Below are 13,556 nucleotides of genomic sequence, written 5' to 3'. Positions count from 1 at the left end.
GATGAGCCCCATGTCACTCCCGCACGCCATCCTCACCGCCCTGCTGGAGAAGCCGTCGTCCGGCCTGGAACTGACCCGCCGCTTCGACAAGTCGATCGGCTACTTCTGGTCCGCGACGCATCAGCAGATCTACCGTGAGCTGGGCAAACTGGAGGCCGAGGGGTTCATCCGCGAGCTGCCCGCCGCGCAGCCGGCCCGTGGGCAGAAGAAGAGCTACGAGGTCCTGCCCGCGGGCCGCGGAGAACTCGCCCGCTGGACCGCCGCCGCCCAGGACCCGAAGCCCCTGCGGGACACCCTGCTGCTGCGGCTCCGGGCGGCGGCGGTCGTCGGCACAGCGGGCCTCGAAGCCGACCTGCACCGCCATCTGGAGCTGCACCGGCGGCAGTTGGCGGAGTACGAGGAGATCGAACGGCGCGATTTCCCGCCGGGCCGGGACACCCCCGAGGACCGGCTGCGGCATCTGGTGCTGCGCGCGGGGATCGACCTGGAGACCTTCTGGACCGGGTGGCTCTCCGGGGCGCTGGAGGAGGTCGCGGCGCTGTCGGGCGAGCGGGCGGGGGATGCGGCGGACTGAGGGTGCGGTGTCCCCGGGACATCTCCGGGTCGTCCTCGGGCTGTCTCCGGGCCGTCCGGTCAGTACCAGTACCGCCGACGCGGCTTCGGGCGGCGCAGGAACCAGGCCGCCGCGATGATCCCCGAGCCCGCGAGGCCCGCGCCGATGCCCAGGGTGACGGGGCCGTAGTCGCTCACCGCACCGCCGAGTCCGCCCGCCACTCCACGGGAGGGCGTCACAGCGGCGCGGGAGGGTGTCGCCGTACCGCGCGCGGGAGTTGACGTGCCGCCGGACGGCGTCGCCGCGCTGCGGGAGGGAGTTGCCGCCGTGCGCGAAGGGGTCGCCGTACTCCGGGACGGCGTTGCCGAGGGCCGGGAGGTCGCGGAGATCGTGGGTGCGGACGCCGCCCCCACCGTGATGGTCTGGGTGCCCGCAGCCGCCCCGCTGGAGCAGATCACCATCACCGTGTACGTCCCCGGGCCGACCCCCGACCAGGCCGCGGACTGGCTGGTGGCCGTGCCCGACAGCGCCGACCGCACCCCCTGGTCGAAACTCGTCTGCCCCCTGACGAGCAGCGAGGCCGTGCCCCAACTGCCGTTGGTCTGGGCGCAGGCGCTGGTGACCACCGAGACTATGGAGCCGTTGGCGCTCACGGAGATGCCCGATACGGCGGCGGACGGACCGGCGCACAGCACCGGCAGCGCGGCGGCGCCCGCCAGGGACAGACCGGTGCGGAGCAGGGGTCGCGGATTGCGCATGGCTGGCCTCCGGCGGCGATCTCGGCGGTACGTCCCGTGCGCCGCCGAGATCGGAAACGTCCGTGCTGCCTCAACGGCAGCAAACGCGGCCCCGGACCGCGCCGCACCCGCAGCGCGCCCGCACAGGTGACGGACTGGGCCGTCCGGTGCGGGAGTTCCCCGCCGACCCCCTCTCGGGGAGACCGGTCGGTCAGCCCTTCGCGCCGGTCGTCACGGTCCGCTCCGCCGACAGCCCGCCCCAGGTGCCGTCCGGCAGCCTCGCCCGCAGCCGTACCCGGTGCTCGGTGCCCGCCTCCTGCCCGGCGTAGAAGCTGTAGCGCGCCCGGCCGTGCGGCGGTTCGCCGCCCCACACCAGCGAGGTGGCCGCCTTCCCGTCGAGCCGGATGTCGTACTCGGTGATCACCCCGTCGACGCGGGGCGGGTTCCAGGCCAGGTCGATGTAGTACGCGGTGCCGGACCGGTGTGTCCCCGCGGTGAAGTCCGTCGGCGCCGTGCCCCGGCCGTCGTCGGTGCCCGGGGTGGTCAGCCGGACCGGGGTGCCCGCGGGGGAGAGGTTGCCCGCCGCGTCCCGGGCCCGGACGGTGAACGTGTACCGGGTGCCCGGCCGCAGACCCGTCACCACGGCCGAGGTCCGGTCCCCGGCCACCGTGTGGATCTCGGTGCCGCCCTGGAGGACGGCGTACGACCGCACACCCCGGTCGTCCCGCGCGGCCGACCAGGACAGCCGGACCGCCTTGCTGCCGACCGGTTCCCCCGCCATGTGCCCCGGCCGGGTCGGCGGCGCGTCGTCGGCAGCCGTCTCGACCGGCGTCCGCGCCCGGACCCGGCGGCTCGGCGGCCCGACCCGGCCCTCGGCGTCCCGTGCCCGCACGGTGAAGACATAGGTGGTGGACGGCTTGAGCCTGGTGACGTCCACCATGTGCTGCGCACCCGGTACTTCCATGACTTTTGTGGTGCCGCGATACACCTCGTAGGTGTGCACACCGGCGCGCTCCGTGAAGGCGTTCCACATGACATGCACGCTGGTGGCGCTGCCCGCCATGGCCGTGACACCCGTCGGGGCACCCGGGGCCCGGCCGTCGTCGCCGTCACCACCGGCCGCGCTGCCGCAGGACACGAGCAGCAGCAGCGCCGTACAGGCCGACAGGGAACGGAACGGAACGCATCGCACGGTGCTGCCTCCCGGGGGACGGCGTCACGGCAAAAGTCCGGACCAATATGCACGGCGGGGCAGGTCACGGCAAGGGGGGCGCGGTGGTGAGCGTGTGCGGGAGTTACGTATGCTGTGGGCACCCTGTGGCTGAACTCCCCCGGAAACGAGCGGAGTTCACTGGGGCGCGGACACGCTGTCGTCGCCGGAGCCGCGCCGACGCGGGCGGCCGGGGCGAGCCGAGAAGGCTCGGACCCCGGCCCCCGCCGGTTTCTCACCGAGTGTCAGGACGCTGCTCCATCCGGCCCCAACCAGGCGGCCGAGCGCACGCGTCCACGCGTCGATTGTGCATGGTGGGCCGGAACGTCCCCCACGAAAGGGTCCACAGAGTGCGTGTCCGGACGCTGACGCTGGCCGCCACCGGCGTTGCCCTTCTTGCCCCGACCGCGAACCCCGCCGCCGCATCCGTGCCGTACCCGAAGCGCATCGTGTTCCATGGCGAGCGCGCCGTGAGCGCCGCCCAGCTGCGGCGCGCGGTCGGCGGATGCGACCCGATCTCACGCGGCCGGTACCGCCTGGACGCCGGAACCCCCGCCCGGGTCCGGATCTGCGGCACCCGCGAGGCGGTCCACTGGAAGGCGGACCTGGACATCGACTGCGACGGACGACCCACCGCCCACTGCAATCACCGCACCGACCCCACCTTCGCCGCGACCACCGCCTTCCGGCAGTCCGACGGCCGGATGCTGAACGCCGAGAAGCTGCCCTACATCGTCGTCCCGCCCGCAGGCCCCCGCTGGAGCCACCGCGCCCACGGCATCAAGGGCGGCTCGGTCGCCGCCGTGCTGTACCGGGACCGGGTCGTGTACGCCGTCGTCGGCGACACCGGCCCCCGGGACGTCATCGGCGAGGCGTCCTACGCCACTGCCCGCGCCCTCGGGATCGACCCCGACCCCCGCTACGGGGGCGCCCCTTCGGGTGTCACGTACATCGTCTTCAAGGACGCGCGGGCCCGGCACATCGAGGACCGCGCGCAGACGACGGCCCTGGGGAAGCGGCTGGCGCGGCGTCTCGTACGGCACGTGGGCTGACACGCGGACGGCCGGGACGGCGCGAGGCGCGGCGCGGTGGCCGCACGGGGCCGCCGTACCAGCCGCGCCGAACCGCCGCACCGGCCGCGCCCGAACCGTCGTACCGTCCGTGCGCTGGGGCGCTCACACCTTCCGGTAGCCGTACGCCTCCTCGGCCGCCGCCGCCACCGCGGCCAGGTCCGCGCCGGTGCCCGCCGTCACCACCGCGGCCACCGCGCCCTCCAGGAACGGGGCGTCCACCAGGCGGGTGTTCTCGGGGAGTTCGTCGCCCTCCGCGAGGAGCGCCTTCACGGTGAGGACCGCGCTGCCGAGGTCGGTGAGGACGGCGACCCCGGCGCCCTGGTCCACGGCGGCGGCAGCGGCGCCGATCAGCTCGGCGCTCGTCCCGAGTCCGCCGCCCTCGGTGCCGCCCGCCGCCGCGACCGGCACCGACTCGGCCCCGCCCGCGAGCCCCTTCGCCAGCTCCGCGACCGACTCCGCGACCCCGGCGCTGTGCGACACCAGCACGATCCCGACCAGTCCGTTGTCACTCACCGGACACCTCCGCCGTCTTCGCGAGCGCCGCGATCAGCAGGGCCGACGACGTGGCGCCGGGGTCCTGGTGGCCGATGCTGCGTTCGCCCAGATAACTGGCCCGCCCCTTGCGGGCGAGCAGCGGGGTGGTGGCCACGGCGCCCTCCTCGGCCGCCGCGCGCGCGGCCGGGAAACCGTCGCCGAGCGCGTCCACGGCCGGGATCAGGGCGTCGAGCATGGTCTTGTCGCCGGGCGCCGCGCCGCCGAGCGCCCTCACGCCGTCCACCCCGGCCCTGAGCGCCTCGGCGAGCTGGGCCTCGCTCACCTGGACGTCGTCGCCGAGGGCCTTGCCCGCGCGGCGCAGCAGCGTGCCGTAGAGCGGTCCGGAGGCGCCGCCGACCGTCGATATCAGCTTGCGCCCGGCCAGGGTCAGCACCCCGCCCGGGGTGTCCGGCGCCTCCTTCTCCAGGGCGGTGACCACAGCCGCGAAGCCGCGCTGCATGTTGCTGCCGTGGTCGGCGTCACCGATGGCCGAGTCGAGAGCGGTGAGCCGGCTCGCCTCCTGGTCGATCGACGAGGCAGCCGCCGTCATCCAGCGGCGGAAGAAATCGGCGTCGAGCACTGGGCCTCCTTGGACGGTCAAGCCTTGGACGATGCGGACGGTGCGGACGGTCAAGTCGGGCCACCGGGCTCGCGGGCACTTGAGTGCTGGGCCGCACGGGCACGGGGGCGCGCCGGGTCACATCCCCCAGCGCAGCGCCGGGGTCTTCACCGGCGCGTCCCACAGCCGCAGCAGCTCCTCGTCGGCCTGGCACAGGGTCACGGAGGCGCCCGCCATGTCGAGGGAGGTGACGTAGTTGCCGACGAGGGTACGGGCCACCGCCACACCGCGTTCCGCGAGCACCCGCTGCACCTCGGCGTTGAAGCCGAACAGCTCGAGGAGCGGGGTGCCGCCCATGCCGTTGACCAGCAGCAGCACGGGGTTGCGCGGCGGCATGTCCTCCAGGATGGCGTTCACCGCGAAGTCCGCGATCTCCCCGGAGGTCATCATCGGCCGCCGCTCGCGGCCCGGCTCACCGTGGATGCCGATGCCCAACTCCAGCTCGCCGGGCGGCAGATCGAAGGTCGGCGACCCCTTGGCGGGGGTGGTGACGGCACTCAGCGCGACACCGAAACTGCGCGCGTTCTCGTTCACCTGGCGCCCGATCGCCTCCACCCGCTCCAGCGGCTGCCCCTCGGCCGCCGCGGCTCCGGCGATCTTCTCGACGAACAGCGTCGCGCCGGTACCGCGCCGCCCGGCGGTGTACAGGCTGTCGGTCACCGCCACGTCGTCGTTCACCAGCACCTTGCCGACCTGGATGCCCTCGTCCTCGGCCAGCTCGGCGGCCATGTCGAAGTTCAGCACGTCACCGGTGTAGTTCTTCACGATGAACAGCACCCCGGCCCCGCTGTCCACGGCCGCCGCCGCCCGGGCCATCTGATCCGGCACCGGCGAGGTGAACACCTCACCCGGGCACGCTGCGGACAGCATCCCCGGCCCGACGAACCCCCCGTGCAACGGCTCGTGCCCCGACCCGCCGCCCGACACCAGCCCCACCTGCCCCTCGACAGGCGCGTCCCGCCGCACGACGATCCGGTTCTCCACGTCCACGTTCAGATCCGGATACGCGGCTGCCATACCCCGCAGCGCATCCGCCACCACGGTCTCCGGGACGTTGATCAACATCTTCATCGGTATCTCCTGGGGAAGCTAGCAGACGGGCCGCTGTGCAGCGTTTTTGCTGGTCATTCCGGGTGAGGCCGGGTTTTGATCTTGGTGGTCCATGGTGGTCGGGAGCGGGTTCTGGCGGGACTTCAGATGACTGTCGGTGGCCGGTTCGGCTGCGGGAGCAGCCCTACTGTGGGCAGTATCGACCTTGCGGCAGCGAAGGTCACGTGGAGTGCGGAAGGTGCTTGTACCGACCCCGGCGCGCACGCAGCGGTCAGTACAAGCATTGGGGCGTCTCTGCCGGCGTGCTCGGCCTGTAGAAGCGTGGTGTGCGCCGGTCATGCCGTCGGAACGGATGGCCGGCGGAATCGGCTCGATGTTCAGGGAGCCGCGCATCAGCCATATGGGTGGCCTCGGCGGGTGACCGAGATAGCGCGCCGCCGGACGGGGCGGTGTCGCAGGTTCGAACAGCCTTGGGGTGACGGGCGGGGTTCCGGCGGCGGACTCGTATCCATGCGCTGGGGGTGGTGCCGTACCCGGAGAAACCGCCGGTCTCGTCGAGTGATCCGCAGGAGAATCCGGAAGTATGCCTCTTTAGGTCATATGTCAGGCTAGGAGGCATTGGTGGAGAGGCTGCGGCGCGCGTCCGGTAAGTTCCCCTGGGCCCTGGCGGCATGCGTGCTCGTGGTCGGTGGGCTGCTCACTGCTTTCGCGCCGCGCCCGTACGTGGGGCTTCCCCTGCTGGCGGCGTCGCCGCTGATGGCCGGGGCGATGCTGTCGTTCCGGACGGCTCTGTGCTTCGCGTGTGTAGCGGTCGCCGCCTCGGTGGGCCTTGACCTCTACCGGGGGCGCCCGGCGTCAGCGCTCTGGGTGGATCTGGCCGTGATCGGCCTGGTCGGCGCCTTGGCCCTGGCGGTGAATGCCCTGGTGGAGAGCCAACGGCGTGATCTCGCACAGGCCCGGGGCATCGCGGAGGCCGTCCAGCGGGCCGTGCTGCCGCAACCCCCGGTCCACGTGGGGCCCCTGGCTGTCGCTTCCGGCTATACCGCGGCCCAGGCCGAGGCGCGGATCGGTGGGGACTTGTTCGCGGTGCAGGACACCCCGTTCGGCATCCGTATGATCATCGGGGATGTGCGCGGCAAGGGGCTTCAGGCCGTCGCCGCGGTTTCCGTGGCGATCGGCGCGTTCCGTCAGGAGGCCGAGTACGCCCCCGATCTGGCCGCCCTGGCGGAACGGCTCGACGACGCACTGGCCAGGGAGGCCGGCCGGGGCCTGGCCCAGGACATCGCCACCGAGGACTTCGCCACGGCCCTGCTGGCGGAGGTCTCCGCGCGGGGCGACGTCGTGCGACTGCTCAACCGCGGTCATCCCGCACCGTACTTGGTGTACGAAGGACGGCTGACCCGGCTCGACGCGAGCGTTCCGCAGCTGCCCCTGGGCATGGGACTGAGGGGACTCGCCCCCGGCCCGGACGCCGCGCAGGTCGACGTCCTGCCGCTGCCGGTCGGCGCCCTGCTGCTCCTGGTCACCGACGGCGTCACCGAGGCGCGCAACCGCGAGGGCGTCTTCTACGACCCCTGCTCGTCCTGTCTCGCCGGGCGCAGTTTCGACAGTCCCGAGTCCCTGGTCCGCGCCCTCACCGCGGACGTCCACCGCTGGACGGGAGGCGGGCAGCAGGACGACATGGCCATCCTCGCCGTCGCCCGGCAACCGGCCGCGGGCCCCTCGCCCCCCTCACGCAGCTTGTCTCGGTGAGATCACCGGGACAAGCCGGGGTCGGGACGGCAGGAGCGGGGCGTCGCACGGGCGCGTCATCGGCCCGGCCCGAGGTGACGTGGCCGGTCCGCCGAGACGACCAGGGCGGCGAGGAGCGTGGTGACCGGCACCGACGCCACCAGACCGATCGACCCGACCAGGGTGCGGATGATCTCCTCGGCGACCAGCTCGCTGTCGGCCACCGTACCGACACCGCTCCGCGCGAGCGAGAAGAGCAGCAGCAGGGGGAGCGCGGCGCCCGCGTAGGCGAGGACGAGGGTGTTGACCACGGAGGCGATGTGGTCGCGGCCGATACGGATGCCCGCCCGGTACAGACCCCGCCAGCCCATCGTGGGGTTGGCCTCGTGCAGCTCCCAGACGGCCGAGGTCTGGGTCACCGTCACGTCGTCCAGCACACCGAGCGAACCGATGATGACGCCCGCCAGCAGAAGGCCGCTCATGTCGATCGACGGGTAGAGGCCGTGGATCAGCCCGGTGTCGTCGTCGGTGTCGCCGGTGAGCGCGGCCCAGCCGATGAACTCCGCACCGAGGACGCCGATCAGAGCGAGAGAGATCAGGGTGCCCAGGACGGCCACCGACGTGCGTGCCGACAGGCCGTGGCACAGGTACAGGGCGATCAGCATGATCGCACTCGATCCGACCACGGCCACGAGCAGCGGGTTCGCGCCCCGCAGGATCGCGGGCAGGACGAAGAGGTCCAGCACCAGGAAGCTGATGGCCAGCGCCGCGAGCGCCGTCACCCCGCGCAGCCGTCCCACCGTCACCACGGCGAGCGCGAAGACACCGGCCAGCAGGCCCATGGGGAACCGGCGGTCGACGTCGGTGACCGTGTACCGCAGCCCCTCGGGTGCCGAGGGCTCGTAGGCGACCACGACCTTCTCCCCCTGGCGGAGCTGCCGCGGCTGGTCGGGCTGCACGATCTCGGTGAAAGTACGGCCTTCGTGGTCGCCGGTGTCGACGCGGATCGTGGCGACGTGGCAGGTGCCGTACGCCTGCTGCACCGCGGAGGAGCCCTCGGCGGTCGAGGTGTCGCCTGTCGGCGTGTCCCCGGAGTCGTTCACCGACTCGCAGCTCACCCTGAGCAGCTTGATGACCGTGGCCTGCCGTGTCTGGCGGTCGAAGCCGACTCCGGTGTGGTGATGCGCGGGCGAACCACCGGGCCAGAGGACGACGAGTCCCACCACGACGGCGGAAGCGAAGGGGACCAGGATCGCCGCGACGACTCCGCGCAGACGCCGCGAGACGGGAATGGGGCGCCGGTGGCTGTGACCGTGCGCGTGGCCTCGGACGTCAGCCGCGGGACCGTGCTCCGCGTCGTGCTCGGTGCCGTTCATCGTGCGCCCCGGCCTTCTGCTCGTCGTGTCGGGATCGTGGGCCCCTTCCTCAGACCGGCTGCGGTACCGCCCTGCGGGCGCCGAGACGCCGGGTCCGGCGACTGCCGACCAGGCGGCAGACGACGTAGACGGTGAAGGAGATCGTCGTGACGTACGGGCTGATGGGGATGCTGCTGCCCAGGGCGAGGAGGATGCCGCCCTCGATGGAGATCACCGCGAAGACCGTGCTGAGCAGGGGCAGCAGGACGGGTGAGGCGGTGACGCGAGCAGCCGCCGCGGCAGGGGTGACGACGAGTGCGAGGACCAGCAGCGCGCCGACGACCTGGACGGACAGGGCGACGGCCAGTCCCAGCACGATCATGAAGGCCAGGGAGAGCCCGCGTACGGGGACACCCCGGGCCTCGGCCACGTCCGGATCGGCGCTGGCGAAGGTGAGCGGTCGCCACATCACCGCGAGCGCGATCAGCACCACGGCGGAGGTGCCGAGCAGCCAGGTCGTCTGCGGGGTGTCGACGGCCACGATCTGCCCCGTGAGCAGGCCGAACTTGTTGGCGGCCCGGCCCTTGTAGAGCGCGAGGAACAGGACGCCCAGGCCCAGGCCGAACGGCATGAGGATGCCGATCGCCGAGTTGTGGCCGCGGGCCCGGGCCCCGAGGAGCCCGATCGCGCCCGCCGCGACGAGAGAGCCGACGATGGACCCCGCCACGACGTTCGCCCCCAGCAGCAGCGCGGCCGAGGCGCCCGCGAAGGACAGCTCGCTGATCCCGTGCACGGCGAAGGGGAGGTCCCGCATGATGACGAAGATCCCGGCCAGCCCGCCGATCAGGCCGAGGGCGGCACCGGCGATCAGCGAGTTGCGGACCAGGACGAGCAGTTCGCCGTAGTGGTCGAAGGTGAAGATCTGCTGCCAGATCCCGTCGGCGAGGGTCATGACCGGGCTCCGTCGGACGTGCGGGGTGCGGGACTGTGGTGCGGCGGGGCCGCCGCTCCGTCGGGTACGCCGACCACCACGATCCGGCCGTGCACACGGACGACGTCGACCCGCGTGCCGTAGAGACCGGACAGGGACTCGGAGGTCAGCACCTCCTCCGGTGTGCCGACGCGATGGCCGCCGGGGGCCAGATACAGCACCCGGTCCACCAGGTCGAGCACGGGGTTGATCTCGTGGGTCACGAAGACCACGGCCGTCCGGTGGGAACGGCGGCGGGCGTCGATGAGCCGGGTGACCGCGCGCTGATGGTTGAGGTCCAGGGAGAGCAGCGGTTCGTCGCACAGCAGGAGGCGTGGATCGGTGGCCAACGCCTGGGCGACACGGACGCGTTGGCGCTCGCCACCGGAGAGGAGGTTCACCGGGACGTCCGCGTAGGCCGAGGCGCCGACCTGCTCCAGGATCTCGTCGACCCGGCGCCGGGTGCCGTTGGTCCGCAGCCGGAGTCCGAAGCGATGGCCGTCGATCCCGAAACGCACCAGGTCGCGTGCCCGCAGCATCGTCTGCGCGGACAGCGACGCCTGCTGCGGGATGTACCCGATGTGCCGTCCGGCGTCGCGCGGCGGGCGGCCGAGGACGGTCAGCGTGCCGTGGGACAGCGGCTGCCTGCCGAGCAGGGCCTTCATGAGGCTCGTCTTGCCCGACCCGTTCGGCCCGAGTACCGCGACGAACTCCCCGGGCCGCACCTCCAGGTTCAGGTCGCGCCACACCGTACGAGTGCCGTAGGAGACGGCGGCCTCGTCGAGGCTGATCACAGGGCGGCCGTCACCGTCGGCGGCGGCCGTCACCCTGCTTCCCCGGGCCCGGGGTACGGATATCACGTCCGGCTCGCTCACTTGTCCAAGGCGTGGGCCAGGGCGTCGACGTTGGAGGTCATCCAGCCGACGTAGTCCTTGCCCTCGGGCAGCGTCTCGGTGACGGGAACGACGGCGATGCCTGCCTTCTCGGCAGCCGCCTTGACCTTCTCGGTCTCGGGTCCGGAGGTCTGCTCGTTGTAGACCAGCGCCTTGACCTTCTTGCCGGTGAACAACGCCAGGGTGTCGTGGAGGACCTTCGGGGACACGTCGTCGCCCTCTTCGACGGCCTCGCTGAACTCCTCGGGCGTCTTGTTCACCAGCCCGGAGGCCCCGGTCAGATACAGCGGCACGGGCTCGGTGATGGCGATGCCCTCGCCCCCGTGGGCCTTCTTGATCTCCGCCTCCTTCGCCTCGAGCGGCTGGAGCTTCGCCTTGAACGCCTTGGCGTTCTCGGTGAAGGCGGGGGCGTCGACGGGGGCGGCCTTGCCCAGGGCCGCGGCGATGCGGTCGGCGATCTTGGCGGTGGTGGGGAAGTCGTACCAGACGTGCTCGTTGAGTTCTCCGCCCTCGGGAGCGGTCTTGCCGGAGACGTCGACCGCGTTGACGACCTCGGCGGAGGACTTGCTGCTCTTGAGCATGCGGTCGATGAAGTCGTCGTAGCCGCCGCCGTTCTCGATGACGAGCTTCGCCTTGGACAGCGCCAGCTGGTTCCGGGTGCTGGCCTCGTAGGAGTGCGGGTCCTGGTCGGGATCGCTGATGATCGAGGCGACGGTGACCTTGTCGCCGCCTATCTGCCGGGCGATGTCCCCGTAGACGTTCGTCGAGGCGACCACCGTGACCTTGGAGGAAGCCGCGGGGGCGGTCGCGTTCCCGTCGTCCTTGGCGTCCGAGGAGCTGCCGCAACCCGCCACCAGGACAAGGGACGCACCCACGAGAAGGGTGACGTGACGGGACGAGAACGTAGACATGGAAGATCCTCCGCAGTGCGTGGTGAACGGGGGTGAGGCGATGGGATCGACAGGGACGGGGTCCGTGTCGTCCACGCTAGATGAAAACGGATGTCAAAACTATGATCGAGCTGTCCGATATGACAATCGTTGCCGATACTTGACGTATCGGCTACCTGGGTGACGGCGCCGGGCCCGACCGGCAGGGCCCGCAGACGCCGGTGAGTTCCAGGGTGTGTTCGACGGCGGTGAACCCGGTGGACGCGGTCAGACTCTCCGCCCACCGCTCCACGCTGTCCGCGTCGACGGGGCGGCTGTGGCCGCAGTGCCGGCAGACCAGGTAGTGGCGGTGCCCGTCCGCGGGTCGCGGCCGGTAGAGGCGCTCGCCGGTCTTCTCCCGCACCACGTCGACGTGGCCGGTCCGCTCCAGCACGCGCAGTGTCCGGTACACCGTGGTCAGCCCGATGGTGACGCCGTCGGCGGTCAGGGCCGCGTGCAGCTCGGTCGCCGAGACGAAGCCGGTCGCGTCGCGCAGCGCCCGCAGTGTCGCGGCCCGCTGCCGGGTGGACCGCCAGCTCGGCGCCTGCTCCTTGGCCAGGGCGTCTTTCATGGCGTCGGGCCTCCTGTGCCGATCGAGGTGTCCGTCCGACAGGCTCGGGCCACCCGCATCGCGTCGCCGCGCCGCCGCAGCGGCGGCGCGTGCGTCGTGCGGGGCCGGTCCGGACGGTGCCGTGGCTGCGACCACCGTCCGGACCGGAGTTTTCAGGAGTGCGTCACGAGGGCCGGGTCCTCATGGGCGCACGTGTCGTCGATGCCGTAGGTGTCCCACACGGGGAACGGGTCGTGCGGCGGCGGGCTCTCACCGTCCGTCAGCAGGCAGCCGGTGAGGGCGGAGCGCAGCTCGTCGGCGCGCAGGTCCGTGCCGATGAAGACCAGTTCCTGACCCGTCGCCTCGCCGGTGTCCCGGGCGGCGGAGGGCTCGAAGCGGGCGACCGAACCCGCCTGCGACCACAGCCCGGTGACGTGCGGGCGGCCGGCCAGGACGAAGAAGCCCTTCGAGCGGAGGACGCGGCCGTAGGCGCCGCTGTCCAGCCGCTCGGTGACGAACCGCCACAGCCGCTCGGGGTGGAAGAGCCGCGAGGAGCGGAAGACGATCGAGGAGACGCCGTACTCCTCGGTCTCCGGGACGTGGTCGCCGTTGAGTTCCGCGACCCAGCCGGGAGCCCGCTGGGCCCGTTCCAGGTCGAACAGCCGGGTGCCGAGGACGACATCGAGGGGTACCCGCCCGTGGACGGCGGGCACGATCCGGGCCAGGGGGTTGAGACGGCCGAGAGCGGCCCGGAGTCGTTCAGCGTCCTCCTCGGTGACGAGGTCGAGCTTGTTGAGCACGATGACGTCGGCGAACTCGACCTGGTCCATCAGGAGATCGCTGACGGTGCGTTCGTCGTCCTCGTACTGATCGAGGCCCCGCGCCACGAGGTCGTCGCCGCCCGCGAGTTCGGCCAGGAAGTTGGCGGCGTCGACGACCGTGACCATGGTGTCGAGGCGGGCGAGATCGCCGAGGGTGGCGCCGTCGCCCCGGGCGAAGGTGAAGGTGGCCGCGACCGGCATGGGCTCGGAGATGCCGCTCGACTCGATCAGGAGGTAGTCGAAGCGGTCCTCCCGGGCCAGCCGGTCCACCTCCTCCAGCAGGTCGTCGCGGAGTGTGCAGCAGATGCAGCCGTTGGTCATCTCGACCAGCCGTTCCTCGGTCCGCGACAGAGCGGCCTCGCCGCCGCGCACCAGCGCCGCGTCGATGTTGATCTCGCTCATGTCGTTGACGATGACGGCGACCCGCAGGCCCTCGCGGTTGCCGAGCACATGGTTGAGCAGGGTGGTCTTGCCCGCTCCGAGGAAGCCGGACAGGACGGTGACGGGCAGTCGGCGGTTCGGCATCCGGTG

At 72.1% G+C, this 13,556-nt stretch carries 14 protein-coding genes; 3 read left to right on the top strand and 11 right to left on the bottom strand.

Annotation, left to right across the window (positions count from 1 at the left end; translation table 11 throughout):
* The first annotated feature begins 10 nt into the window (after positions 1-10).
* Complete coding sequence (locus B079_RS0112975; RefSeq protein ID WP_018546238.1) at positions 11-574, top strand: PadR family transcriptional regulator; 564 nt, start codon at positions 11-13, stop codon at positions 572-574.
* 59 nt (positions 575-633) lie between these two features.
* On the opposite strand, the gene B079_RS31920 is transcribed toward B079_RS0112975, so the two are convergent.
* Together B079_RS31920 and B079_RS0112960 are read right to left on the bottom strand one after the other, a co-directional pair.
* Positions 634-1,311: a hypothetical protein gene (locus B079_RS31920; RefSeq protein WP_037801488.1), complete on the bottom strand. Its 678-nt coding sequence runs from the start codon at positions 1,309-1,311 to the stop codon at positions 634-636.
* 190 nt (positions 1,312-1,501) lie between these two features.
* Positions 1,502-2,482, bottom strand: coding sequence for a fibronectin type III domain-containing protein (locus B079_RS0112960; protein ID WP_018546235.1), 981 nt, complete (start codon positions 2,480-2,482; stop codon positions 1,502-1,504).
* Positions 2,483-2,850: 368 nt separating this feature from the next.
* Between B079_RS0112960 and B079_RS0112955 the strand changes: the two genes are divergently transcribed.
* Positions 2,851-3,552: a glycoside hydrolase family 75 protein gene (locus B079_RS0112955; protein ID WP_018546234.1), complete on the top strand. Its 702-nt coding sequence runs from the start codon at positions 2,851-2,853 to the stop codon at positions 3,550-3,552.
* Between the two features lie 123 nt (positions 3,553-3,675).
* Here the strand turns inward: B079_RS0112955 and B079_RS0112950 are convergent, their stop codons facing one another.
* The 3 genes from B079_RS0112950 to dhaK form a co-directional block, all read right to left on the bottom strand.
* Positions 3,676-4,086 (bottom strand): PTS-dependent dihydroxyacetone kinase phosphotransferase subunit DhaM, encoded by a 411-nt coding sequence (locus B079_RS0112950; protein ID WP_018546233.1) that lies wholly within the window; start codon positions 4,084-4,086, stop codon positions 3,676-3,678.
* Entirely contained in the window at positions 4,079-4,687 is a 609-nt protein-coding gene (gene dhaL / locus B079_RS0112945; RefSeq protein WP_018546232.1) for a dihydroxyacetone kinase subunit DhaL, read from the bottom strand. Before dhaL ends, B079_RS0112950 begins: the two co-directional genes overlap by 8 nt.
* A 117-nt stretch (positions 4,688-4,804) precedes the next feature.
* On the bottom strand, positions 4,805-5,797 hold the full coding sequence (gene dhaK, locus B079_RS0112940; protein ID WP_018546231.1) for a dihydroxyacetone kinase subunit DhaK: 993 nt from the start codon (positions 5,795-5,797) through the stop codon (positions 4,805-4,807).
* A 600-nt stretch (positions 5,798-6,397) separates the two neighbouring features.
* Here dhaK and B079_RS0112935 point away from each other — a divergent pair.
* A complete protein-coding gene (locus B079_RS0112935; RefSeq protein WP_018546230.1) occupies positions 6,398-7,528 on the top strand; it encodes a PP2C family protein-serine/threonine phosphatase in 1,131 nt (376 codons plus the stop codon).
* Between the two features lie 56 nt (positions 7,529-7,584).
* On the opposite strand, the gene B079_RS0112930 is transcribed toward B079_RS0112935, so the two are convergent.
* From B079_RS0112930 to B079_RS0112905, 6 genes are all read right to left on the bottom strand, one after another.
* Positions 7,585-8,883, bottom strand: coding sequence for a YibE/F family protein (locus B079_RS0112930; protein WP_018546229.1), 1,299 nt, complete (start codon positions 8,881-8,883; stop codon positions 7,585-7,587).
* Positions 8,884-8,932: 49 nt separating this feature from the next.
* Positions 8,933-9,814 (bottom strand): metal ABC transporter permease, encoded by an 882-nt coding sequence (locus B079_RS0112925; protein WP_018546228.1) that lies wholly within the window; start codon positions 9,812-9,814, stop codon positions 8,933-8,935.
* Entirely contained in the window at positions 9,811-10,659 is an 849-nt protein-coding gene (locus B079_RS0112920; RefSeq protein WP_018546227.1) for a metal ABC transporter ATP-binding protein, read from the bottom strand. The genes B079_RS0112925 and B079_RS0112920 overlap by 4 nt, the downstream gene beginning before the upstream one ends.
* A gap of 44 nt (positions 10,660-10,703) precedes the next feature.
* Positions 10,704-11,636, bottom strand: a complete 933-nt coding sequence (locus tag B079_RS0112915; RefSeq protein ID WP_018546226.1) for a metal ABC transporter solute-binding protein, Zn/Mn family — start codon at positions 11,634-11,636, stop codon at positions 10,704-10,706.
* Between the two features lie 151 nt (positions 11,637-11,787).
* Positions 11,788-12,225, bottom strand: a complete 438-nt coding sequence (locus tag B079_RS31915) for a Fur family transcriptional regulator (RefSeq protein WP_018546225.1) — start codon at positions 12,223-12,225, stop codon at positions 11,788-11,790.
* Positions 12,226-12,377: 152 nt separating this feature from the next.
* Complete coding sequence (locus B079_RS0112905) at positions 12,378-13,550, bottom strand: GTP-binding protein (protein WP_018546224.1); 1,173 nt, start codon at positions 13,548-13,550, stop codon at positions 12,378-12,380.
* Positions 13,551-13,556: the final 6 nt, after the last annotated feature.

Source organism: Streptomyces sp. LaPpAH-108 (genome assembly GCF_000373625.1).
Taxonomy (GTDB): Bacteria; Actinomycetota; Actinomycetes; order Streptomycetales; family Streptomycetaceae; genus Streptomyces.
Note: the sequence above shows the minus strand (reverse complement) of the source record. Positions and strands in the feature narration are given on the sequence as shown.

What these genes read in the sequence shown, in the direction of transcription:
- B079_RS0112975 (WP_018546238.1), top strand. Translation starts at nt 11, where the DNA reads ATGTCACTCCCGCACGCCATCCTCACCGCCCTGCTGGAGAAGCCGTCG.
- B079_RS31920 (WP_037801488.1), bottom strand. Translation starts at nt 1,311, where the DNA reads ATGCGCAATCCGCGACCCCTGCTCCGCACCGGTCTGTCCCTGGCGGGC.
- dhaK (WP_018546231.1), bottom strand. Translation starts at nt 5,797, where the DNA reads ATGAAGATGTTGATCAACGTCCCGGAGACCGTGGTGGCGGATGCGCTG.
- B079_RS0112930 (WP_018546229.1), bottom strand. Translation starts at nt 8,883, where the DNA reads ATGAACGGCACCGAGCACGACGCGGAGCACGGTCCCGCGGCTGACGTC.
- B079_RS0112925 (WP_018546228.1), bottom strand. Translation starts at nt 9,814, where the DNA reads ATGACCCTCGCCGACGGGATCTGGCAGCAGATCTTCACCTTCGACCAC.
- B079_RS0112915 (WP_018546226.1), bottom strand. Translation starts at nt 11,636, where the DNA reads ATGTCTACGTTCTCGTCCCGTCACGTCACCCTTCTCGTGGGTGCGTCC.
- B079_RS31915 (WP_018546225.1), bottom strand. Translation starts at nt 12,225, where the DNA reads ATGAAAGACGCCCTGGCCAAGGAGCAGGCGCCGAGCTGGCGGTCCACC.
- B079_RS0112905 (WP_018546224.1), bottom strand. Translation starts at nt 13,550, where the DNA reads ATGCCGAACCGCCGACTGCCCGTCACCGTCCTGTCCGGCTTCCTCGGA.